At 41.3% G+C, this 24,614-nt stretch carries 19 protein-coding genes and 1 other annotated feature; of the genes, 3 read left to right on the forward strand and 16 right to left on the reverse strand.

Features of this window, described 5'->3' with window-relative positions; genetic code table 11:
- Nucleotides 1-43: 43 nt before the first annotated feature.
- Nucleotides 44-262: a binding site (T-box leader), on the reverse strand.
- Nucleotides 263-351: 89 nt separating this feature from the next.
- From BET01_RS19935 to BET01_RS19945, 3 genes are read right to left on the reverse strand one after another with little or no spacing between them, the layout of a single operon-like run.
- Nucleotides 352-1,167, reverse strand: coding sequence for a hypothetical protein (locus BET01_RS19935; protein ID WP_120198624.1), 816 nt, complete (start codon nucleotides 1,165-1,167; stop codon nucleotides 352-354).
- Nucleotides 1,164-2,387 carry a DUF5716 family protein gene (locus tag BET01_RS19940; protein ID WP_120198625.1) on the reverse strand — a complete coding sequence of 408 codons (1,224 nt, stop codon included), beginning with the start codon at nucleotides 2,385-2,387 and terminating at the stop codon, nucleotides 1,164-1,166. Before BET01_RS19940 ends, BET01_RS19935 begins: the two co-directional genes overlap by 4 nt.
- Before the next feature lie 17 nt (nucleotides 2,388-2,404).
- Entirely contained in the window at nucleotides 2,405-5,977 is a 3,573-nt protein-coding gene (locus tag BET01_RS19945; RefSeq protein ID WP_120198626.1) for a DUF5717 family protein, read from the reverse strand.
- Between the two features lie 143 nt (nucleotides 5,978-6,120).
- On the opposite strand from BET01_RS19945, the gene BET01_RS19950 reads away from it, so the two are divergent.
- The 3 genes from BET01_RS19950 to BET01_RS19960 all read left to right on the forward strand — a co-directional run bounded on the left by BET01_RS19950 (nucleotide 6,121) and on the right by BET01_RS19960 (nucleotide 8,160).
- Nucleotides 6,121-7,278: an NAD(P)-dependent malic enzyme gene (locus BET01_RS19950; RefSeq protein ID WP_120198627.1), complete on the forward strand. Its 1,158-nt coding sequence runs from the start codon at nucleotides 6,121-6,123 to the stop codon at nucleotides 7,276-7,278.
- 77 nt (nucleotides 7,279-7,355) lie between these two features.
- The gene (locus tag BET01_RS19955; protein WP_120198628.1) at nucleotides 7,356-7,880 is read left to right on the forward strand and encodes a DUF4364 family protein; all 525 of its coding nucleotides are present in this window, start codon (nucleotides 7,356-7,358) and stop codon (nucleotides 7,878-7,880) included.
- A 37-nt stretch (nucleotides 7,881-7,917) separates the two neighbouring features.
- Nucleotides 7,918-8,160 (forward strand): hypothetical protein, encoded by a 243-nt coding sequence (locus BET01_RS19960; RefSeq protein ID WP_120198629.1) that lies wholly within the window; start codon nucleotides 7,918-7,920, stop codon nucleotides 8,158-8,160.
- Between the two features lie 223 nt (nucleotides 8,161-8,383).
- Here the strand turns inward: BET01_RS19960 and BET01_RS19965 are convergent, their stop codons facing one another.
- The 13 genes from BET01_RS19965 to BET01_RS20025 form a co-directional block, all read right to left on the reverse strand.
- Nucleotides 8,384-9,346 (reverse strand): D-2-hydroxyacid dehydrogenase, encoded by a 963-nt coding sequence (locus tag BET01_RS19965; protein WP_120198630.1) that lies wholly within the window; start codon nucleotides 9,344-9,346, stop codon nucleotides 8,384-8,386.
- Between the two features lie 112 nt (nucleotides 9,347-9,458).
- Nucleotides 9,459-10,202 (reverse strand): amino acid ABC transporter ATP-binding protein, encoded by a 744-nt coding sequence (locus BET01_RS19970; RefSeq protein WP_120198631.1) that lies wholly within the window; start codon nucleotides 10,200-10,202, stop codon nucleotides 9,459-9,461.
- Nucleotides 10,203-10,997: an amino acid ABC transporter permease gene (locus BET01_RS19975; protein WP_207667664.1), complete on the reverse strand. Its 795-nt coding sequence runs from the start codon at nucleotides 10,995-10,997 to the stop codon at nucleotides 10,203-10,205.
- Nucleotides 10,998-11,107: 110 nt separating this feature from the next.
- Complete coding sequence (locus tag BET01_RS19980) at nucleotides 11,108-11,986, reverse strand: transporter substrate-binding domain-containing protein (RefSeq protein ID WP_120198633.1); 879 nt, start codon at nucleotides 11,984-11,986, stop codon at nucleotides 11,108-11,110.
- A gap of 67 nt (nucleotides 11,987-12,053) precedes the next feature.
- Nucleotides 12,054-12,653: a ribosome biogenesis GTP-binding protein YihA/YsxC gene (gene yihA, locus BET01_RS19985; protein WP_120198634.1), complete on the reverse strand. Its 600-nt coding sequence runs from the start codon at nucleotides 12,651-12,653 to the stop codon at nucleotides 12,054-12,056.
- Between the two features lie 12 nt (nucleotides 12,654-12,665).
- On the reverse strand, nucleotides 12,666-14,984 hold the full coding sequence (lon, locus tag BET01_RS19990) for an endopeptidase La (protein WP_120198635.1): 2,319 nt from the start codon (nucleotides 14,982-14,984) through the stop codon (nucleotides 12,666-12,668).
- Nucleotides 14,985-15,061: 77 nt separating this feature from the next.
- Nucleotides 15,062-16,363: an ATP-dependent Clp protease ATP-binding subunit ClpX gene (gene clpX / locus BET01_RS19995; RefSeq protein ID WP_120198636.1), complete on the reverse strand. Its 1,302-nt coding sequence runs from the start codon at nucleotides 16,361-16,363 to the stop codon at nucleotides 15,062-15,064.
- 66 nt (nucleotides 16,364-16,429) lie between these two features.
- On the reverse strand, nucleotides 16,430-17,017 hold the full coding sequence (gene clpP, locus BET01_RS20000; protein WP_120198637.1) for an ATP-dependent Clp endopeptidase proteolytic subunit ClpP: 588 nt from the start codon (nucleotides 17,015-17,017) through the stop codon (nucleotides 16,430-16,432).
- Between the two features lie 79 nt (nucleotides 17,018-17,096).
- Complete coding sequence (tig, locus tag BET01_RS20005) at nucleotides 17,097-18,383, reverse strand: trigger factor (RefSeq protein WP_120198638.1); 1,287 nt, start codon at nucleotides 18,381-18,383, stop codon at nucleotides 17,097-17,099.
- Nucleotides 18,384-18,496: 113 nt separating this feature from the next.
- Nucleotides 18,497-21,472, reverse strand: a complete 2,976-nt coding sequence (locus tag BET01_RS20010; protein ID WP_120198639.1) for a GGDEF and EAL domain-containing protein — start codon at nucleotides 21,470-21,472, stop codon at nucleotides 18,497-18,499.
- 3 nt (nucleotides 21,473-21,475) lie between these two features.
- Entirely contained in the window at nucleotides 21,476-22,921 is a 1,446-nt protein-coding gene (locus BET01_RS20015) for an extracellular solute-binding protein (protein ID WP_243117282.1), read from the reverse strand.
- A gap of 16 nt (nucleotides 22,922-22,937) precedes the next feature.
- The gene (locus BET01_RS20020) at nucleotides 22,938-23,498 is read right to left on the reverse strand and encodes a DJ-1 family glyoxalase III (protein WP_120198640.1); all 561 of its coding nucleotides are present in this window, start codon (nucleotides 23,496-23,498) and stop codon (nucleotides 22,938-22,940) included.
- Nucleotide 23,499: 1 nt separating this feature from the next.
- Entirely contained in the window at nucleotides 23,500-24,564 is a 1,065-nt protein-coding gene (locus tag BET01_RS20025) for a galactose ABC transporter substrate-binding protein (RefSeq protein ID WP_120198641.1), read from the reverse strand.
- Nucleotides 24,565-24,614 lie beyond the last annotated feature (50 nt).

The following is a 24,614-nucleotide window of genomic DNA, read 5'->3' on the forward strand; positions in this document are numbered from 1 at the left end:
TACAGTTTTTAATCAATAAGAAAAGCCCCTTGCATCCTAGGATGCAAAGGGCGAATCGTCGCGGTACCACCTTTATTCCATGGCACAAAAGGCCATATCTCTTAAGGCTTTTAACGCTGCCATGCGTGAAGGCTTACTTTCTAGTTTCAGCCTTCCGGTTCCAAAGCTACCTTCCGCACATACTTCCTTAACCGTCTTTCAGCCGATGGACGGTATTCTCTTTCAGGGTTATGAACGTACTCCTCTTCTTCTCAACCTTTTCTATATTTCTACCCATGCACTTAGGTATATACGTAAGTCCACAAGGTGTTTCCTTATACTTTGTAATGATAGTGTCTTTTCTCTGATTTGTCAAGACATAATGTTACGGTATTCCTGCTTCCATTTCTGTACAAGTTCTCCAGCACCTTGAAGACGTTTGATGGGATCTTTCTGAAACAGCTTTTCAAGCTCAAGTAAGCTCTCTGCTTTCCCGGCCTGTTCGCCTGCTTCCATTCGTTTCTGCTCGGATTCTTGCTTTAACTCCTCTGTAATGAGCACCGATAACCGTTCACTGATTACAAGACCGGGATTCCACTGAGAAAGATGGCAAATTCTCTTTAGCACCTCACTACTCTTTACTAAATCAAAGGATTTTAGATACGCTTGATACGCTTTATCTGTCATAAACAGTCTTGCATAGGAAGCGCCTAGATTGTTATAAACTTTTGCACGGAACACATCAGATCCACGGCTCGTCTTAGATAGCTCCAAGATCTTCATAAATTCAGTTGCTGCTTTTCCATATTGTTTTCTGTAAAATAAATAATCAGCCCTCTCTTTTAAGAATTCCGCCTCTGGCATCTTACGGTACGTAGAAAGCTTCTGACGAAAACGGCTCACCTCTCCTGCGTTGTAATAATCACATTCATGGAGAATTAAAGCCAACAGTTCATCACTGTCTTCCCCACTCTGTTGACACTTGATCAGTTTGAGCGCAAGAAATCCCATATCAAGATCGTCTCTGATAAATTCAATCAAAACGTTATCTACAAATCCCTCCATAACAAGGAGAGGATTGTTATAAATGGCATAACAAAGTTCCTGAGAAGAATACAATCGGACTCCCAGGCCTTCAAAATAATACGGATGTTTGACCGGCTCTTGACGGCAAAGCAATAAACTCATAGCATGACCTCTTGTCTTATTACAGTATCTGTGGCTGGAAACAGTTCTCCAAAGCCTTTATCTTTTAATACAACTGCCATGGTTTTTTCATCTAAAAACCCAAAGCTTATCCCCAATCTAGTGGTTCTGCTGGGACGTTTTGGAAAGCCCTCCAGATCAATCTTTATAAGACGTCTCTGTTTGGGATCCATAGGTGTTACCATGAATTCTACGTAATCCTGGTCATCCACAATCAAATCCACGCTGCTCTTTGATTCATACCAGTTATCTCCAGCCGCTGCAACGACTAGCTGACTTTCCCGCTCTTTATGAAGCACCCGTAAGGAAATGGTAGAATGAAGGCGTCCCTCACAAATACAGGTAAATGGATAAGGTGATTTTTCCTGGATATAATCCATCCCACGGAAAGCCGCTCCCCTAGCAAAAAGCTCAGGTTCCATAAATACCTTTCTGCGATGGCAGAGGAACTTCATAGAATCCGTTGCCCAATCATGCCGCTCAAAACCTTTCCCCGTAAGGAATAAGGATGAAAACAGTTTTTTTTGAAGCAGTCTGTCTGCACAGGAACTTAAGATCTTATCGGCCAATTTCCCACCGGATGGTGTATCCAGAATATCCAGGTTAAAACTCTCCTCTAACGCTTCGTCCTCCGCGATCACCATTAATTTACGAAGTCCTCTTTGCACCTTTAATTCATAATAATGAAAGGAATCCTCAGACAGGTCAAACACACCCACCTGATTGCTCCAAACTTCTTTCTTTTGGTTAAGAACATAATATACGAATGCTTCTGTATGGCTTATGATGTGAACCCGGTCCCTGGGAATTCCAAGGGCATCCGCGCAGTGCATAAGGGCATCCATGATTCTTGCATCTGCCTTTTGCAACGTAACAACCAATTGCTTTACTTCATCGCAGAAAAATTCCTCCATGGGAAGCTTTAATATCTTTTTCAAAAATGTTGTCAGAAGGCTAAGGCCTTCATATTTGGTGCCGCACAGAGTTGCAGTCCCTTCTTTTCTAACCATCTTTATCAGCTTGTCAACAATAATGCCTTCACCTACAAGCGTGCAGGCGTAGGCTTCCTCTCCCACATACCAGGCATCTTCATCCTTTTTTCGGCAGATTACCGTAGGAATGCACCATGATTTTTCTCTGTCATGGCAGCATATGCGGGTATAGGAATCACAAAGGTCAAGCCCTATTATCAGTCCGTCCATCGACAGCCCCCTTTATCTTACATCAGTGGAAATAATTCTTCTGCAGCAGCATTCTTTTTTAGATACTCCTGCATCCGTTTTTTTAACCCTACTTCGTCTTTTAAGCTCAAAGATAAGCTCATCTCATTTAAACAGGCGAATCTGCTGTCCAAATCTTTGGGGGATTCCCCTGTATCACAACTGATACTGCCTTCTTTCTTGATAATCCATTCTTCATCAATTAGCTGGCTGATCCGGTATTCCATAATCTCGCCTTCAAACAAAATCTTTTGTTTTACGAATACACCCTGATACATCCGGGCAATATCCTCACTGTGGAACTCTTCCTCATCCGGCAGAATTCTCACCTGCAAATCAATCTTGGAATCACGATCTGCAGAGTATTGGATCATAGCTTTATCAAGAATATCCTCAGGCAAGGAAGCGTACTTTGCCAAATCTTTAAAATGAGGAAATACATATCCCTCATCTAGTAAAAATGCCACAGTATCTCTGCAAAGCTCCTCCTGCTCTTTTGTGAGTTCAGAGAGTTTTGCATAATACTTAGAAACAGACAATAGATAAATCGTTGGCAAACGCCCTTTTATGGAAAAGCTCTTTACCACTGCTTCCAGATAAGCCAATACCTTTTCTTCCGGCTCTTTCTCCTCCATAAAATATTCCGTACACTTTATGGTTAAGTAGGCCTTTACGATATTGTCATTGGTTTCCTTACGGCCTTTATATAAATGGAACACCTTATCAAGCTTTGATAACGATCCGGAGAACATCATCTGAGCAGTCAGTCTTTCTTCTAAATCATTGGTTTCCACGTGTCCGGAAACCGACAACATCAAAATGTTATACATCTGTTCTGATAGACCATTATAATGTTCGCACAAATAGTCCAAAATAACACTGTCATTCTTTCCATCTTTAAATACTTCATAGGCCATGGATAAAAGAAGCGGATCTTCATCAAACAGTTTTTGTAGGATCATCTTTGTGCAGAGGCGGTAGAGCCGTTCTGTACCGATTCCTTCACAACCAAATTCTCGGATCATGCGGAAAGCCTCTTCCATGTGCCCGTTGTGGATTAAGGTATTGCACACACCAATTCGCTCCACTTTGGTAAGAACCTTCTTATCCAAAGTCAGAAGATATTTGGCACCCTTGCCGTCTTCTTCCGGTTCATCGGTCTGCTTTTGATAAAACTCAATCACCTTAGATAATAAAAGCCTCTGATAGTAGGGGCGCAACTTAGGATCTTCTAAGGTTGCCTCTAATATTTCCACTTCTTTTCTATCAGTGACTCCGTTTAAAATCGCCTTTTCGCAAGCCCTCAACCGAAGCATGGAATGCTCTGGATACAATTCAAAGCAACGTTCTTCAAGCTCAGGCCGATCCATAACCGGATCTTTTTTATAGGGAACATTAGCATACCGATTACCATACGCATCCTGGAATAAAAGAATACTGTGCTCAGAAAACAGGGGTACATAAGCAACCCCATCTTGAAGGAGAAAGGCATCCTCTTCCGTTAACTCTTCATAACAGATAATGACGTATTTCATCTTCTTATTGCTACATTCTACCCGGTAAGACCGAAGAATAGAAGGCAACACCATAGCCATAGGAAGATCAATCACATCCTTAAAAATCATCTTCTCATAGATGGAGGCCAGACGATTATCAATTCTTGAATCAAACAACTGCTCCGTAGCAAACTTTTCTATGGTACGTTCATAGGCCTGATATAATGGATCTGTTGGTTCCAGATATACCAAGACATTTTTATAAAGAACGGTTCTGCTGTAAAGATCCAGTTCATTCCCACCATAAGAAAAATACAATAGTACCTCCTTTGGCAGTAGATAGCAGTAATTCCTCGGAAGAGCATAGATATAATATTCATAAAGCCTTGTTAGGCTAATTCCCGCTCTAATCCCTTTTTCATACCAGGCAAAAGCCTCTGCCATACGGCATTCTCCCTTAATCAGGAGAGCACATATCGCTTCTAGAATCTCTTTTTCCTGATATTCTTCATAAAGCTTTACTAACATCCGGTAATGGAGACGATTAAAATACTTCGTTGTTAAAGTGAGTTTTGAAACTGCCAATGCCAGCTTTTTCTCAATCAGGCCTCTGCTTGCACCGTGGTAAAGAATCTGGAGCTCCATCGGTCCCACCATCCGAATCAAATCTGGGGCATCATTTAACACTTTGCAACTAGATACATAGAAAAACGGACTTCTCACACCTGCATCAAATTGTCTCTTTAAGATGGAAAAAAGAGCAGGCATATTATCAAACAACCTACTATCTAGTTTAATTAGTAACAAAAACAACCAAAAAAGCATTCTGTCTTCCTCTAGATATTTCTTCATGAGGCGGATCAGGGATTCTTTTTGATATTCATCTGGCTGCACCTTCAAGCGCAGATACTGATAATAACAATATATCTCTCGTTTTTCCTGGCGCTCATTTAAAATTTCATCCCGGCATTCATCAAGAAGTAGCGCTGCCTTTGAGGGCTTTCCCTGCAACAGACAGACATCCCCGCGAAATAGCTTATAAAGGCCTTTCTCGCCCTTCATCAATTCCAGCTCATCAAGGGCATTATCCATGTCGTCCCAAAGATCTTCTCCACTCTTTTGACCACTTTCCTCCAAAAGACGTAGTCGCAAAAATCGGCCGAAAGCCTCTTTTGCAAAGGCATCCTCCGCCGATATCCCTCCTCCGGGGTTTATCACCGCCGTAATCGGTATTATAAATCGATCTTCCATTCCGGTTATGATAATTCTTCCAGAATTCTCTCCCTGATGCATTCGTTCCGGATGAATCAGAAACGGCACACTGCACCGGTCGTCTTCAAAATCAAGTTCTCCAACCGATTTTTGGGGTAACTCTATAAAATCACAGTCCGTTGTCACTTCCAGGTTCACATAACCCCAACCGCTTCGGGTAATTAAAACCTGGTCACTTAAAACGTCTTCCAGCTCTCCAAATCTCCACACCTTTTGATCCACCGATAATTCCACCGATTTCTTCACTTTAAGTGCAGTTAAAAATTCTTCCAGTTCTTTTCGCCTGTCCGGCCTTCCCTTTAATCCATCATATATTGCCCTTATGTGGAGTTCATTCATAAAGGGAGCAGTTACAAAATCACGGTACTCAAATAAACGAAGTGCCGTGTCCATATCTTTTTTTGCAGCCTCCGCAAAATCCTCTACTGTCTTAAGATCACTTAATGCTTTCCCTGACGTCCCTAGTTCCACACGAAAAGAATAAGGGACTTCTCTCTCTCCGCCATTGGTAACCAGGTAAAAAGATCCCTTAATCACATCTCCATCTTCCAAGTAACTTCCGTTTATCTCATAGACCAGATGGTTGTATGTACCGCCAAATGCTCCGCTTAAGAGCCTGACGCGAAAATTAGAGGAATATGCAAGACCTTTTATGTGCAAATTATTCTCACTGGTAACAACAAGTTCCCGCCTTGTAGCCCCTCCTGAGCGCACCACATCATCAATTTCCGATGGGGTAACCTTTATCTTTGGAATCTCAGAATCAATGATGCCTTTTGCCAGCCTGTTGATTCGTTCTCTCATAGTGCCACCTATATATGTAATTTCCTTATATTATTCGCTTACTAAAAATTAATTACTCTATATTCTAACACATTTTCTATTGATTTAAAACCCTAAAATTGGTATGATATAATAAAAACTGTGGGAAAAAGGACAAACTGATTATGACAACCAACGAGAAAGCGTTATTACTGCATGAAGAATGGAACGGAAAGCTGGAAATAAATTCCAAAGTTAAGGTTAAAACCAGAGAGGATCTTGCCCTTGCTTATACTCCTGGAGTGGCAGAACCATGCAAGGTCATAGCCGAGGACCCGGAAGCTGCTTATCGCTACACCATAAAATCCAATACAGTTGCTGTGGTTTCTGACGGAAGCGCTGTTCTTGGTCTTGGAAACATCGGTCCACTGGCTGCTTTGCCAGTTATGGAAGGCAAAGCCGTACTTTTCAAGGAATTTGGAGGAATTAATGCAATTCCAATCTGTCTGGATACTCAAGATACAGAAGAAATCATTAAAACTGTTGTTCACATTGCTCCAGCATTTGGAGGAATCAACTTAGAAGATATATCTGCCCCTCGCTGCTTTGAAATTGAAGAACGGCTAAAGGAGCTTCTTAATATCCCAGTTTTCCATGATGACCAACACGGAACTGCAATTGTTGTTTTAGCTGGAATCATCAACGCTTTAAAGGTCACTGGAAAGAAGAAAGAGGAATGCCGTGTTGTTGTAAACGGAGCAGGTTCTGCAGGCGTTGCCATCACGAAACTTCTTTTAACCTACGGATTTTCTAATATCACCATGTGCGACCGCATTGGCATCTTGGCAAAGGGCATGGATGGTTTAAACTGGATGCAGGAAAAGATGACAGAGGTGACGAATCTTACCGGAATGAAGGGATCTTTGGCAGAAGCCTTAAAGGGAGCTGATATTTTTGTTGGTGTTTCCGCACCTGGTATCGTAACGCAAGAGATGGTTGCTTCTATGAATTCTGATTCCATTCTCTTTGCCATGGCAAACCCTGTTCCTGAAATTATGCCAGATCTGGCTAAGGCGGCTGGTGCCAGAGTTGTAGGAACCGGAAGATCTGATTTTCCAAATCAGGTCAATAACGTAGTTGTATTCCCTGGTATCTTTAAAGGGGCAATGGAGGGACGAGCTACTTCCATTACAGAAGAGATGAAACTAGCGGCGGCCACTGCAATTGCTGACCTTGTAGCACCTTCAGAGTTAAGTGATAACAACATCCTTCCTGAGGCTTTTGACCCCCGGGTGGCTGATGCTGTAAGTCTGGCGGTAAAGTCTCATATTCGTCAGGCGTAAAACTGGAGGATTGGTTGAAGGATTCTTTCATCAACCCTTTCTATTAAGGCGCAAAAAATGCGTCATTGGAGGTAACTATGCTGTCAGAACCTATGACCCTGTACAAACTAATGATTTTATATATGCTTAAACAGGTTAATTTTCCCCTGACTAGCGCACAATTGTCTAACTTTTTTCTAGAGCATGAATATACGACTTATTTTACATTAAACCAAGCATTGAATGAACTACTGGAGGCCAAATTGCTTTACGTGCAGACCAATCACAACAGCAGTCGCTATGAAATCACCAGAGAAGGAGAAGAAACTCTTTCTTTCTTTGGTAACAAAATATCACCTGCCATCATCAATGATATGGATGAGTATTTAAAGGACAACAAATTCCGTCTCCGCAATGAAGTCGGCGTTACAGCGGATTATTATAAATCCACTAGCCAGGAATATATCGTCCACTGCGAAGTACGGGAAGGAAAAAACTGTTTAATTAACTTAGAACTATCGGTTCCTGATAAGGACCAGGCAGAGATTATGTGTGACCACTGGAAATCAAAAAGCCAGGAAATCTATGCTTTTGCTATGAAATCGCTAATGAGCGGTTCCTGATAATCTGGAGGTCTGTGAAAGTTAAGGAGGAATTTTTTTGAAAAAGGTTCAGGTGAAACAAACGTGGTTTCAGACCATTCAGAAACATTATGCGTCTGTACGAAAGCAGCAAAATAAAAAGCTACTCCGAATTAAGATAAAGCTGTTTTTAACCGTTTTACTGCCAATCTTTATTCTAGCACTTACGGTTCAGGTGGTTCGCACCTTTATACAAATCAAGGTGCGAGATGTTTTCACAAAAACTACGAATCCTTCCAAAGATGAACACTTGCCCAAATAGCATTGGGTCTTGATAAGTTTAAGCTCTTGAAACATGAAAAGGGACGGTCTGAGTACATTACTTAGACCGTCCCTTAATTTTTATATCCTTTTAAAATTTGGCTTTTTGTCAATAGTTGGGGTGAGATTCGTATGAATCTTATCCCAGACTTTTCACGACGAAAAAACATCTCCTGTTTCGTTCATTGCATAAATAATCAAATTTCACCCTAGTATCAAATGTTTTAATCACCACTAACTAGGTTTCTTTCTTCCCCCCGCAAATAAGCAGCGATGTTCTCATAAACTTCCGACAGGCACCTTCTTCTGGATTCTACTGTAGCCCAGCCAATATGAGGCGTAATAATCAATCGGATGCTATCCTTGATCCTTAAAAGAGGATTATCTTCCCGCATGGGTTCTGCACTTAGGACATCTAGACCAGCTGCAGCGATCTCCCCTTCTTCCAATGCCCAGGCAAGTGCTTCCTCATCAATGATCTTTCCTCTTCCCAGATTAAGTAATACTCCTGTTTTCTTCATGGCTTTCAATGCTTTTTTATCCATAAGATTTTCTGTCTCTACGTTCAAAGGAGCATGTATGGAAATGATATCCGAGTTTTGCAGTAAAGCTCCAAACTCTACACGTTCATACGAAGAGTGATTGTTTTTTCCGGAGGTAGAATAATAAATAATCTGGCAGCCAAACGCTTCCGCAACTCTGGCAACCTCGCTTCCAATTTCTCCAAGACCAATGATTCCACATGTTTTTCCGTGAAGTTCATTGAACTTTTTGTCGAACCGGCTGAACACATCACTGGTTGTATATTCACCGGACTTTACAAAATTGTCATAGTAAGAAAGCTTTTCAAAGACATAAAATAAAAGGGCGAAGGTATGCTGCACGACAGACTTAGTAGAATAGCTTTTTACATTGGCCACTGCTATCTTTCTTTTATTTGTATAACTAAAATCAACGTTATTGGTTCCGGTGGCGGTAAGACAGATCAGTTTAACATTCTCTGCATGTTCCAGGAGTTCTTCATTCATTGGTATCTTATTGGCTACTATAATATCAGCTTCCCTTACACGCAGGGAATTTTCAACTGGATCAGAATTGTTATACTTTATTACTTCACCAATGTTATAAAATGGCGTGTAATCTACATCATCTCCTAATGAATCCGTTTCCATAAAGACTATTTTCATAAATAACCTCCGTTCCTTTTCTCGTTGTTTTCTGCTTTCTTTTTTAGCATACCAAAAAGGAGCCTGCTCCACAACTGTTTGTTCAGTTATTTTGCTTTAGCTCCTTATGGTGTTACCCCTGCATGAATCGGTTTAAAAATTCTTTCGTGGAACTCTTCTGAGGATTTCCAAATATATCTGCTGGGTTTCCTTCTTCCTCTATGACACCGCCTGCCATATAAACCACACGATTTGATACATCTCTGGCAAAAGCCATCTCATGGGTTACGATGATCATAGTAAGACCTTCACTCGCAAGAGTTCTCATGACCGCCAATACCTCTCCTACCATCTGAGGATCAAGAGCAGAGGTGGGTTCATCAAATAAAAGGATTTCCGGCTCCATTGCCAAAGCTCTGGCAATCGCCACTCTCTGCTTCTGCCCTCCAGAAAGCTGTCTGGGTTTTGCATTGATATAGGGCGCCATTCCTACCTTTTCTAGAAACATCATTGCTTTTTTCTTTGCTTCTTCTTTGTCTTTTTTCAGAACTTTAATCTGTCCCACCATGCAATTCTCCAAAACGGTCATGTTGTTGAACAGGTTGAAATTCTGAAATACCATGCCTACCTTTGTTCGGTATGACGGCACACTCACTTTCCTATCCGTTATGTCCACATCATGATACAAGATCTCTCCAGTGGTTGGAGTCTCTAAAAGATTGATGCATCGAAGAAGAGTTGACTTACCAGAACCAGAGGCTCCAATGATGCAAGTTACATCCCCAGCTCGAACAGAAAAATCAATATCTCTCAAAACAACATTCGTTCCAAAGGTCTTACTTAAGTGATGAATCTCTAATACTTTCTCGTCTGCCATTTATCTATCCTCCTTCTCTTTCGGATCTGGAAATCTTACCATACCGCTGGTATATGCAAGAGTATCGGTAGTAGCCAGATCGTAGCTGTCAGGACCATCCATCTTCTTTTCCCAATGACGCAGAATTCTAGAACAGGTAAAGGTAAGAATGAAGTAAATAATCATGGTGATGGTAAATGCTTCAAAATAAGTATAGTATGCACCTGCCACGCCCTTTGTCGCATAGAACAATTCTACCACGCCAATTACGGAAAGAACGCAAGTGTCCTTAATATTGATGATTAAGTTATTGCCAATTTGTGGCATGATGTTACGGATTGCCTGAGGCATAATTACATTTATCATGGTCTGGAAATGGGTCATTCCAATGGCTTTAGCACCTTCTGTCTGTCCTGGATCAATGGAGAGAATTCCGCCTCTTACTGTCTCTGCCATATACGCACCCGTATTTATGGATACGATGAAATAGGAAGCAAACACGATGGACATATTGAAATTAAAGAGTGCCGAGGAACCATAAAAAATAAACATGGCCTGTACCATCATAGGAGTTCCTCTAAAAATTTCCACATAAATATTAGATATAATCTTAACTGTTTTCAGCAAAAAACGTTTTGCAAAGCTATCATTTTTCGATACCGGAATGGTCTGAACGATTCCAACCGCAAAACCTATGATGCATCCGACCAGTGTTCCTACAATGGCAATGGCCATTGTCTTACCGGCGCCTCTCAGGAAGGAGGGACCGTATTCATGCAAAATAAATAACATTCTGCCTAAAAAATCTGATGGCAAAGACATATTACCTTCTCCTTTTCTTACTTTCATTCAGACAGAACAAGCGGCACGGAGATAAGAACGTTCTTGTCCCGTGCCTGCAAATTCTGATTTTCTTTTATTTGGTACTACTTTGAAAGAGGTTGAACAGAAATGGCTTCTTCCATTGTCTTGTCAAAGTCAGCCTTTGTCATCTTAGAAAGGACTCCATTAATAGCATCCTTTAATTCTGTATTGCCCTTTTTCAAGGAAATTCCGATGTTAGTATCCTCATCAGAAACTTTATAGTCACCGTCTGTTCCAGCAAAGTCAAGAAGTTTGAAATCAGGATATGCAATCAAAGCAGCTTGTCCAGTTGGTTTGTCTGTAACTACCAAATCACATCTTCCAGAGCTTAAAGCTACGAGCATCGCTGGTGCAGATTCCATCGCTGGCTGAATGTTAGCGTTAGGGACCTGAGGAAGGCAACTGTCATACCAGATGGTGTTTAACTGGGATGTACCAGTTGCACCGTCTAAATCTGATACGCTTTTCGCATTCTCATATTTGCTGCCACTTTTTACAAGAGAAACTATGGTTGCAAAGTAATAAGGATCTGTAAAGTCTACGGACTGCAAACGTGCTGAAGTGATAGACTGTCCTGCAATGACACAATCAACCTTTCCAGACTGTACAGCAGGAACCAAAGAATCCCAATCCAATTTAACAATCTCTAGACCGTATCCAAGTTCATCTGCAATTTTCTTAGCCATCATAACGTCATAGCCGTAAGCAAAATCAGAACCACCGGAAATAGGAACCGCTCCGTTTGCATCGTTTGGCTGTGTCCAGTTATATGGTGCATAGCTACACTCCATTGCAACCTTTAATACCTTTTTACCATCTGCTTCCTTACCAGCCGCAGTTGTTCCTTTATCAGCGCCACCACTACCGCAGGCAGTGAGAGCTGCCGCTGTAAGAGAAACTGCTAAAAGAGATAATGCTATCTTTTTTAATGTCTTTTTCATAACTGTTTTCTCCTCTTCTTGCCATAATGAACTCTATGTAATAAATAGATTCATTATAAAAAGATTTTTATTCCTTGTCAAGACTATTTGCAGAATCTGATATCAGCTCCCAGATTTCATCTCTTCCCTGTTTTGTTTCTGCAGAAAAAGGTATGACAGTCACATCGCTTCCGATTCCAAGACCAGTACGTACTATCTTGATATGCTTCTGTATCTGACTTCTCTTTATTTTGTCCAGTTTCGTTGCAACGATAACAGGCTGATATCCCTGAAATACAATCCAGTCATACATAGTCTTATCATTTACTGATGGTTCATGACGGATATCAATTAATAAAAACACGCACTTTAACATAGGAGAATTATGCAGATAATTTTCTATCATCTTCCCCCATTTGGCTTTCACTTCTAGAGCAACCTTTGCGTAACCGTAACCTGGAAGATCCACATAATATAATGCATCGTTAATGTTATAAAAATTTATGGTCTGGGTCTTACCTGGCTGAGATGAAATCCTGGCATATGATTTGCGGTTCATCAAAGCATTAATCAAGGAAGACTTTCCTACATTGGATTTACCTGTAAAGGCAAATTCTGGTTTCGTATTTTCTGGAATCGTACTTGTAATACCACATACCGTTTCCAGATCTACTGTTTTAATAATCATATTGTTTCCTTTCTATTCCTGGACAAAAGCCTCTGCTAAGACCTCTGGCATATGCTTCACGTAAATGATGGTAAGATTCCCGGTAATTTCCTCTGACAGTTCTAAAATATCAGGCTTGTTTTTAAAAGGAACCAAGACTGTTTCCACATGCGCCATACGTGCCGCCAGTATTTTCTCTTTTAGTCCACCGATAGGGAGAACACGGCCTCTTAAAGTCACCTCTCCAGTCATAGCCACTTTGGCTTTTACTTTACGATTAATGACCACGGAAAGCATAGCCGTTGCCATAGTGATGCCTGCCGATGGACCATCCTTAGGAACTGCTCCTTCTGGGATATGAAGATGAATGTCGTGTTTTTCAAAATAATTATCCGCTACCTTATATTCCGGGCATACGGAGCGAACATAACTAAGTGCTGTTCTGGCAGATTCTTTCATAACATCTCCCATCTGTCCAGTAAGAGAGAGGTTGCCTTTTCCAGGCATAACATTCACTTCGATCTGCAGGGTACTTCCTCCCACACTGGTCCAGGCTAAGCCTCTTACGATGCCTACTTCATCTTCCTCATTGACATCTTCAAACGTTACCTTTTCCTTGCCTAGATATGTTTCAAGACTTGATTCGGTGACCTTAATGATCTGCTTTTTGTTTTCTAGGAATTGTCTGGCTGCCTTTCGGTAAACAGACCCAATCCTTCTCTCCAGGTTTCTGACTCCTGCTTCCCTTGTATAGTTGTGAATGATTTTTTCAAGGGCTTTATCAGAGATATCGACTTGGCTTTCTGTCAGACCATTCTTTTCTCTTTGCTTTCTTACTAAGTAATTCTTAGCAATATGGAATTTTTCATTCTCTGTATAGCTGGTTACTTCAATTACTTCCATACGATCAAGAAGTGGGCCAGGTATCGTAGTTGTTGTATTTGCTGTCGCAATAAACAACACACTAGATAAATCAATAGGAACCTCCACGTAATGATCCCTAAATTTAACATTCTGCTCGCCATCAAGCACCTCTAAAAGCGCAGAAGAGGTATCACCCTTATAATCCCTGCTTACTTTATCTATCTCATCTAAAAGCATGAGTGGATTGCTTACTCCAGCCTGTCTCAAAGCTTCTGCAATTCTACCAGGCATAGCTCCTACATAGGTTTTACGATGTCCACGGATCTCTGCTTCATCCCGGACTCCGCCCAAGCTGATTCTGACATATTCTTTATTCAGGGCTTTTGCTACGGAACGGGCGATGGAGGTTTTTCCTGTTCCAGGAGGTCCCACAAGACAAATGATAGGGCTTGATCCTTTTTTTGTCAGTGTACGTACTGCAAGATACTCAATGATACGCTCCTTTACCTTATGGAGTCCATAATGATCCTCATTCAAGATATCTTCGGCATGAGATATACTGTTGTTATCCTTAGAAATTTTCTTCCAAGGAAGCTCTAATACGGTTTCCAAATACATACGAACCACATTGGCTTCCTGGCTGCCCCCTGGCATAGCCTTAAAGCGTTCAATCTCTTTTTGGATCTTATCTTTAATATCTTTGTCAGCCTTTAATGCTTTTAAACGTTTGCTGTATTCATCTGCATCCGTAAGAGGGTTATCCTCTCCTAGTTCTTCCCGTATTACTTTTAATTGTTCTCTCAGAATATAATCTTTCTGATTCTTATCAATTCTTTCTTTTACATGGGACTGTAATTCCTTTTTGACCTTTGTGACCTCAATGTCAGTTAAAAGGTGTTTCATGACAAGAGCATATCTTTCCTCGATCATTACACTTTCAAGCACATGCTGGCGCACCTGGTAATCCCAGGATAGCTGTACTGCTATCTGATCCAGCAATTCTCCAAGGTCAATCAACATCAAAAGACCAGGAATCACTTCTTTGGCAATTCTTTGATTTTCCTTTCCGTATGCGGAAAGTTTATCTCTAACAATTTCCATCATTGCCTGTCTTGTAACATCATCTATCATTTCGTCAAATCCCAGCACTGTCTCTATCTCTCCAACAAGCATAGGATCTTCATTTTCAAGAGTTAAAAGTTCTGCCCGTTCCAGACCTTCTACCATAACACGAATTACATTGCCAGGCATCTTTACCAACTGCTTAATAACAGCAACTGTACCGATGGAATGCAATCCCTCAATATCGGGATCATCTTCCTCTGAATCCCGCTGGGTTAAGAGACACACCTTCTGGTCTCCAACCATAGCTTTTTCTACAGCTGCAGCAGACTTTGGCCGGCTGATATCAAAATGTAACATCATTTTGGGTAGAACAGTCATGCCTCTAAGGGCAATAACTGGCATTGTGATTGTCTTTTGCACCATTATGTTCTCTCCTTTGCATTCAAAAAGGTGTTGCAGCAGTTTCCTCGCTGTAACACCTTCCCGACTCATGCAGGGATCTATGCGATCTCGCCTGTTTTATCTTTTCTAAGCTTTTGGGCCAACGATTTTCTGGGAACTGCAGTATCCCGGAAGACGATTTCTGGCTCGCCTGTCTTATCTACAACCTCTTTGGTGATTTTGCAGATACCAATGTTGCTATCGGAAGGGATTTCATACATCAGATCAGTCATAACACTTTCCATAATGGAGCGAAGACCTCTGGCGCCAGTTTTCCTCTCCACGGCCAGCTCTGCAATTCTCTCTACCGCTTCTTTGTTCAGTTCAAGTTTTACATCGTCAAGCTCAAACAGCTTCTGATACTGTTTTACCAAAGCATTCTTTGGCTCAGTTAATATCCGCACCAATGCTTCCCTGTCCAAAAGCTCCAAGGATACAGTAATTGGCACACGACCAATGAATTCTGGTATCAGGCCGAACTTAACCAGATCTTGAGGAAGTGTCTTTTTCAGCAAATCGTCAATATCTGTATTGTTCTTATCTACAATTTCCGCATTAAAGCCGATGGAACCGGCGCTTAAACGGCTTTCAATGATTTTTTCCAGTCCATCAAAGGCACCGCCGCAGATGAACAGAATGTTAGTGGTATTAATCTGTAAAAGTTCCTGGTGAGGATGCTTTCTTCCCCCTTGAGGAGGAACACTAGCAACCGTGCCTTCCAAGATCTTTAACAGCGCTTGCTGAACACCTTCACCGGAAACATCTCTCGTAATGGATACGTTCTCCGATTTCTTCGTTATCTTATCAATCTCATCGATATAGATAATTCCGTATTCTGCTTTGCTTATATCATAATCCGCTGATTGGATTAATTTCAAAAGAATGTTTTCTACATCTTCTCCCACATAGCCTGCTTCTGTCAGAGCGGTCGCATCAGCAATGGCAAAAGGAACATTTAACACCTTTGCAAGGGTCTGGGCAAGGTAAGTTTTACCGGAGCCGGTAGGTCCTAACATAAGAATATTGCTCTTTTGCACTTCCACATCTAATTTCTTTCTGGATGTGATTCTCTTATAGTGGTTATAGACTGCTACAGACAATACTTTTTTTGCGTTGTCCTGACCAATGACGTAACTATCCAGAAATTCTTTGATTTCCTTAGGCTTCATCAAATTGATATCAGCAAAATCAGGTCCTTCTTCTTCATGACTGTCAAATTCTTCTTCCAATATCTCTGCGCATAAATCAATGCACTCATCGCAGATATAAACGTTATTGGAACCGGCAATCAATTTCTTTACCTGATCCTGGGTTTTACCGCAAAAAGAGCATCGGATCTTTTCGTCAGTTCTGACCGGCATACATACACCTCATTCTTTCCTATTAGTTACTTATACTTAATCAGCATAAAGGTCCGCCCCAAGGGATTAGCGATTGTGGCTGTAAAGTATATCATCAATCAGGCCGTATGCCTTAGCCTCATCCGCAGTCATATAATTGTCGCGCTCGGTATCGCGTTCAATTACTTCAAACGGTTGGCCTGTGTTAGCGGCCAGTATATCATTCAAGCGTTTCTTTATCTTCAAAATGTTATCTGCTACGATTCGAATGTCCGTCGCCTGTCCTTTTGCTCCGCCGGAAGGCTGATGAATCATGACTTCTGCGTTAGGAAGTGCAAATCTCTTTCCTTTTGCTCCGCCAGACAATAGAAATGCACCCATACTAGCTGCCATTCCCATACAAACAGTTGAAACATCACATTTAATATAATTCATGGTATCATAAATTGCCATACCTGCGGTAACAGAACCGCCTGGGCTGTTAATATATAAATTGATATCCTTATTTGGATCTTCTGCTTCCAAAAATAACAGCTGGGCTACAATAACACTAGCTGATACATCGGAAACCTCTTCTCCCAGGAAAATAATTCTTTCCTTAAGAAGTCTGGAATAAATATCGTAAGAACGTTCACCCTTACTGGTTGATTCAATGACATAAGGTACTAAACTCATCTGTCTTCCTCCTGTCTCTCTTCTTTCAAAGCCGAATAGACTCCGGACAAAATTGCCAGGAATCTATCGGATAGAACTTTTATACTAATTTAGCTTCTGCAACAAGAAAATCTACTGCTTCCTGAACTGCAAGATCTTCCTTCATCTGAACGATACCGCTTTCTCCAAGATATTCCTTAACCTGGTCAACTTCCATGTTGTAAGCTTCTGCCATACCAGAGATCTCTTTTTCAACAGCTTCATCAGCTACTGTGATATTCTCTACTTTAGCTACTGCTTCTAAAACAAGTCTAGTCTGGATTCTCTTAAGAGCCTGAGGTTTCATCTGATCCTTTAAGGACTCGATTGTCATACCTGTAAACTTCATATACTGGTCAAGAGATAATCCCTGGCTCTGCATTCTTCTAGCGTAATCATTCACCATAGTATTTACCTGGCTTTCGATCATCGGCTCAGGAATCTCCATGGTAGAATTTTCAACAACCTTCTGGACTACATTGTCTTCGTTCTCTGTTGCTGCATCTTTTTCTTTTTTCTCTGCAAGCTTAGCTTTGATGTCATTTTTGTACTCTTCAAGATTCTCAAATTCAGAAACTTCGCTAGCAAACTCATCGTTTAACTCTGGAAGTTCTTTGCTCTTGATTTCCTTAACAGTTACCTTAAACATAGCTGGCTTTCCAGCTAAGTCAGTTGCATGGTATTCATTAGGGAAGGTTACATTTACTTCACAAGCTTCGCCAATTGACTTGCCAATTAGCTGCTCTTCAAATGTATCAATGAAAGAATGAGATCCGATGGTAAGAGCGTAATCCTCTCCTTTTCCACCTTCAAAAGTCTTTCCATCTACAAAACCTTCAAAATCAACAACAGTCTGGTCACCATCTTGAACTGCTCTGTCTTCCACAGTTACAAGTCTGGAATTCTGCTCCTGAACTCTCTTTAACTCTGCATCGATGTCTTCATCAGTCACTTCTGCAGAAGCTTTGGTCACTTCAATACCTTTATAATCGCCTAATGTAACTTCTGGCTTAACTGCAACGGTAGCGGTATAGATTAAGTTCTGTCCTTTTTCTACCTGTACAACGCTGATTTCTGGTCTGGATACGATATCCAATCCGCTTTCTTCTGCTGCACCAGCATATGTTGCATCAAGAGCCTCGTTTACTGCATCTTCGTATAAAACGCCTGCTCCATACATTTTCTCAATCATGGCCTGAGGTGCTTTCCCTTTTCTGAAACCTGGGATATTAAATCTGCCCCTATTCTTATTGTAAGCTGCGGTAAGAGCCTTATCAAACTCTTCTGCTGATACCTCTACCGTTAACTTAGCCATGTTCTTCTCTAATTTTTCTACTTGTAAACTCATCAATGGGTTCCTCCTTGAAATATATGTGAACCGCCATACCGACAGGGCGTTACACTTCAATTTAGCATTATACCATACTCGTCCTGTAAATTCCAGCGTTTTTTACGAATTCCTTAGGCTTTTCCTGAAAACTCTTGCATTTTCTTCACAATGTATGGATCCAGGGGACGAATCTCCATTTGTGGTCTGGCAATATAATATCCTTGGAAGAAATCAACACCAAAACTCATGAGAAATTCCAGCTCTTCTGCCGTTTCCACACCTTCTGCCAGCACACGGATACTGTTTTTTTCTGCAAAACCCATAAGGTTTTTCAAGATAATCTGGCGATTGGGATCTTCATGAATACGCCGTATCAAACTCATATCCATCTTTACGATATCTGGTCTCATATGAAGGAGGATGGCTTCACTGTTATATCCAGTTCCAAAATCATCGATAGCGGTAAGACCTCCCCATTGCCTTGCCATATCTTTTTTGCATTGCATGAAGGTCTGGCTGGCCGGCTCTCCTTCCGTCAATTCAATGACCACTCTAGAGAGTAGCTCTCCATAATGTTCTTCAAGCTCCTTAATCCCTTCTTTTGTCAAGCAGACACTTGCAATGGAATTAATAAATAGCTTTTCATCTTTTCCCAGCTGGCCGGCTTCAACCTCTGCCTTCGCCGCCCTCAATCCGGCAATCCAGGTAAGGATCTCCATCTGGGGAAGCTTAGCCTGGGCTCTTGTAAGATTGAGCACTTCACTAATCCCTTTGATGTTAGAAAATTCAGGCCTCATTAACAGCTCATATCCATAGATGATTCCTTCTCTTGTGGCTATGGGCTGAAAGGCAAAACGCACCTCCTTTTTATCCAACATCCGGTTGAGCTCTTCGCTGCCTGTGAGCATATAGGAATTGTGTTTGAACTCGGATATATCAAATTCCTTTACTACCCCTTTCACACTGTGCTTCACCATGTACATTGCAAAATCTGCATAGTTAAACAAGGCATCAAAATCTCTAGCATCATCTGGATACCAGGAAAGTCCTCCGGATACGCGGATTGGGAATTGATATCCACTTTCCATTTTCAAGGTGAATACCCTTAAATGCTTCATAAAATCCCGGACCGTCCTTCGGATCTCCTCTTTTTCCGAGCCTTTTATAAGCACTACAAATTCATCTCCGGAATATCTGGAAATAATACCTCCTTTTTCCAAAAATTTCTTTAAGCAGTTTGCAAACAGTACAATATACCGGTCTCCTTCGTCATGTCCGTATGTATCATTGATGTATTTTAAGTTATCCAGATCCCACATGATTACGGCAGCAACTTCATCCCCTATACCTTCGATTGCTGCCTCTGCCTTTTCCCGGAAAGCCCTGCGGTTATAAATTTCGGTCAAAAGATCTAAATTGCGTTCTCGCTCCAACTTTTCTTTCTCTTCCACATTAATGGTCACATCGGTACAGATTCCTAGCACGGTTCCTTTTTTCGATTCATCAAGGATAATTTCAATCCACTTAATGCCTTCCGGTCCCTCCAGACGCTTGAGTATTCGGTCACCTTTTAATTCTATTTCTCCAAAGGCCTGATTGAGAAGAGGTAAAAACTGTTCTATCTTGATATAACAATAGGGTTCTTTTATTTTCTCCCAACCAAGCATCTCATACAGAGATCTGCTACAAAATACTCGATTTTTCTCCTCTTCGTATTCAAATACTCCTACAAGAACGTTGGCATGTTCTAAAATCCCTGACATCTTAAAAGACGCTCTGTCTACATCCCGGTTGAGCATCTCGATGGTTTCTGTCAATTCATCTATTTCCTTAACATGTACCCGTTCCAGCGACAAACTTTTGCTTCCAGACTTGTTTCTCAATTCCTCCACCAGCCTGCGGATTGGCTCTGTTACGATTTTTCCTATTATATAAGCACCTAGAAGGCTAAATATAAGTGGCACAAGCATAGAGCTTAACAGCATGCGCCTTAAGGCATTATAAAAGGACAGAAGGTCTTTCTGTCTTGCCATACCTGCAATCACCCATTCATGCTCTCCATAAAGTCCTTCCGTTCCAGGAGTTTCAAGTTTACTTACGCTTGCGTACCACTTGGTACCCTCTAGTGATTTTAAGGAACTAATATTCTCTTTCAAATTGTCTTTATAATCAATTCTGGCGCTTTCATTAAAATACTGGTTGTAAAGATACCCTGATTGTGCAACTGGAACAATGGTATTCGTTCCCTTTTCTCGTATTCCAAGAAACCAGCATTCATTAAAGCTTCCACTCACCTGTTCTTGGCCAAGAATCTGCTCCAGTTGATTTACTGTCATCTCAAGACCGTAAACCCCTACTACGGTTCCATCCTCCAAGATAATAGGGACCGAGTAAGTAATAATTTGCATATCCTTAGGACTTAAGCGAAATGGCGAACTTAAATATGCATACCTCATGGTATCCTTTTTCTCCCCACGATTCTTAAATGCTGCTGCTAAAGGCTTCTGATAAAAATCAGCAGTCCCTTTTGCTCCGGCATCAAGAAAACCAAGTTCCCAGAAGGAATCCAGAGGAATGTTATATTTTTCAGCCAGTGAGGGCAGTCCCCGCTCCATTAACAGAGAAGAATTATCATTTATATATCCTCCTGGATTGGAATTGCGGATATAAAATCCCGCCCTCATTTCAGCTGGACTTTTAACAGCGGCGGGCCCATTTAAAACAAGGAATACTCCGGTGGCATTGCTTAAATGGAGCATCTCTATGGACTTTTCCATTATCTTGTCAACAATTAGACGATTCAAGTCGTAATCTGCAGATATCGCTTCTGGCTCTTGTTTTTCTTTCTTTAGAATTTCGTTAATCTCATCTGACATGAAACCAGAATTATTGAGCATCATGACCCAGTGATGTATGGTTTCTTTCTCAAATCCCTGCTTTGTATTATTTGTATTTTCAGTCAGTATGTTAATCTCATTCTTTTTTAATTTCGTGGAAACTCCGCCGAATAAAACTGTTCCGGCAATAATCGCCGCCTGTAATACCAAAAGAATAAGCAGCGGTCCAAGCAGTTGGGTTCGAATGGATTCACTTCTCTTTTTTTTCATGGCCTATTCTCCGATGATTGTCTCCAGCTGCTTCCTTGTATCCTGGTACCATAGATCGAAATTTTCATCTGATAAGTAATCAGAAACTGCATTTTCTCTGGAGATTCCCTGATCCATAAGAATTTTCACCTTCTCATAATCTTCTTTGGCTTTCACGCTCATAGAATTTTGCAGTACCTCCCTGGCCTTGTCCCCTCCTTGGAAGGGCTTTGTGGTATAGAGACGGTATCTATTGGCTGTATACAGACCAATCATAAGATTCTCAGATGCAGGACTCTTGTCACCCGCTTTTTCCAGAAATGGCTTTAAGGTCTCCTGGGTTCCTGACACCTTTTTCACAGGCAGATAACCAGAGCCTATGGAAAATTTCACATTGTTCTCCACGCTAGTAAACCATTTTAAGAATGTGGTCGCCGCATATTCCCTTCTCTCATCCGAACGAAATACCATCATTCCGGCTCCCTGCTGAACTGCATGGGGAATGGTTCCCTCAAAATTAGGGAGAGAATACAATTTGCTTTCAATGGAATAGCTGGTTCCGTCTTCCAGTGTTACAGAAGTCGGAAAATAAGAAATTCCACTGGTAGCTCCCACATACGCTGCCAGCTTACCAGTCTTTACATCATCACTTCTAAATTTGCCATATGTACCAAAATACCCATTCACATAAGGTACGTAATAATTATCCCAAAGTTTTCTCATGGTTTCTTTATCAAAATCCAGAACCGTCTTTCCATCTTGTGTACGAAAGATTTCATGACCAAGCTGCATGCTCCCCACGATCAAATAATTGGCAAATGCATCTCGTCCAAAAAAGGCTTTTCCATCATCTGGAGTTTCTGTTAAGCTGTCTGTCCACTTATAATAAGCTTCCGACACGCGTGCAATGCCCTCCCAAGTAGAAAACGCCTCATCCGTCATACCTGTTGCCTGTGCAAATTTATTAAAATCGGTTTGATTCACTGCTAGTATCTCTGTGGATTTTGCGATAGGAAACACTTTGATGCTGCCGACTTTATCAAACTTTCCTTCTTCCATATAGGCATCTACGTATTCCGAAATCTCTTCTGGTGTCAGGTAAGAACTGATATCTGCTGCAAGCCCCATCTTGTCAATCTCATACACTTTATCCGCGTAAGCAGAAAATACATCGGGCAATGGCTCAGAACCAATTTTCTTATTTATACTTTCATTGATTAGATTGCTTAACTCATCAATACTACCTTTATTGTACGCTTTGACAATGATTCCTTGTTTTCTTCCTTCATTCTCGTTAAAGGATCGTATCAAATTATCAAACTCTTCTTTTTGCACCCCATTATAGTAATGCCATACGGTAACACTTATGGGGTTTTCCTCTGATAGCCCATATGGGTCATTCTTTTGGCAGCCGGCCAAAAGGCTTAGGCAGACAGCCGCAATCAATGGCAGCATCCATATTCTTTTCATAGCTTCACCCACCTTATCACATAGGAATCTGATCGTACTGAATTGCCCCCTTGATTTTTCTTGCCTCTTCTTCACTGGCTAAGTACTTTAAGAGCTCAATCCCCAGGTCAAGTGCATACCCTAATCCCTTGGCTGTGGTAATAGTTCCGTCCGTAACCACGCCCTGACTTACATATTCTGCACCCTTAAGTTCCCCTTCAAAGCCCGGAAAACAAGTTGCTCTCTTTCCTTCCAAAAGCCCTAATTTCCCTAGAACACTGGGAGCCGCGCAGATAGCTGCAATTCTAGTGTTTTTTTCATAAGCCATTTTCAACACAGCTCCAAGCCCTTCATGAGCTTCTAAATTCTTTGTACCAGGCATTCCTCCCGGAAGAAATAACAAATCAGCATCCGAAAAATCGGCCTCTGAAAAATCCAGATCCGCCTGAATCTTTACTTTATGAGCCGTCACGACATCCTTTTTCCCGGTTACAGATACAAGCGTTACATCCTGGCCACCTCTTATTAATACATCGGTAACTGCTAGTAATTCTACTTCTTCTGATCCCTCCGCTATAAATGCATACACCTTTCCCATACTATTCCTCTCCTTTCAATTCTTTAAATTCATCCACCGTGGTGATTTTAATATAATCCACAAGATACTTTGTATCCGCGTCTTCCCCATTGATCATCTTAATTAAAGTATCTGCTGCCAGTCTGGCCTGGCCATCGTGATCATTTAATACCGTTCCCTCTATGTCTCCGGATTTAATGGCCTGTACAGTTTCTTGAAGCGCATCTACACCTACTAGATAAAGATCCTTACCTGGGACAAAACCTGCTTCCTTAGCGGCTTCCTTGGCACCCATTGCAATGGCATCGTTTCCACAAAATATGACTTCAATCTGCTTTCCATATTGGGCAAATGCTTCCTGAGCCTGCTTCTTTCCGTTCTCTCTGCCCCAATCTCCATTTGCCTCATAGAGCATTTCTGCTTTCATGCCGCCTTCAAACAGAGCCTTAATTGCATATTCAGAACGAAATTCGCTGTCTTCATTACCAGGTTCTCCTTTGAGCATAACATAGGAAATGATACCATCTCCGTTTAAATCCCCTTTATTAGGGGATTCTAATATAATCTCACCTTGATACGTTCCCGCCTGTCTGGAATCGGTTCCCACGCTGGAAACTGCCATCTGGTTTTCCTTCCACCGAAGCTGCTCCGCCTCTTTTGGAATCCGGTTTATAAATATCAAAGGAATCTTTGCCTGGTTTGAGGCATCTGCCAATTTTCCTGCTACGCTTGTATTTACGGGATTTACAATGATCCCTTTGCAGCCGTCAGCAATAAACTGACTCACCTGCTGGTTTTGAACTTCCTGATTACCACCAGCATTTCGCATCACTACCTCTGCATGGTAGGTCTCTTCCAGATATTGCTTTAGTTCTGAACGATACAGCTTCATAAAGGTATCGTCATAACGATATATGCTTACGCCAATCTTAGGTCCTTTTTCCTCTAAAACCTCGCCGCTCTCTGTTTCCGAGGCTTGTGTCTCTTTCCCTTCTTTGTGACCACCAAAGAAGTTGCACCCACAAAGTAGGAAAGTAGTTCCCATAATGAAAAAGGCTAAAAGAATCCTTTTTTTTGACCATTTCATCTCTATTTTTCTCCTGAATTTTACTGTATTTCTCATATTACCATGTTTTT

The sequence above is a fragment of the Lacrimispora algidixylanolytica genome (genome assembly GCF_003609635.1).
Classification (GTDB): domain Bacteria; phylum Bacillota; class Clostridia; order Lachnospirales; family Lachnospiraceae; genus Lacrimispora; species Lacrimispora algidixylanolytica.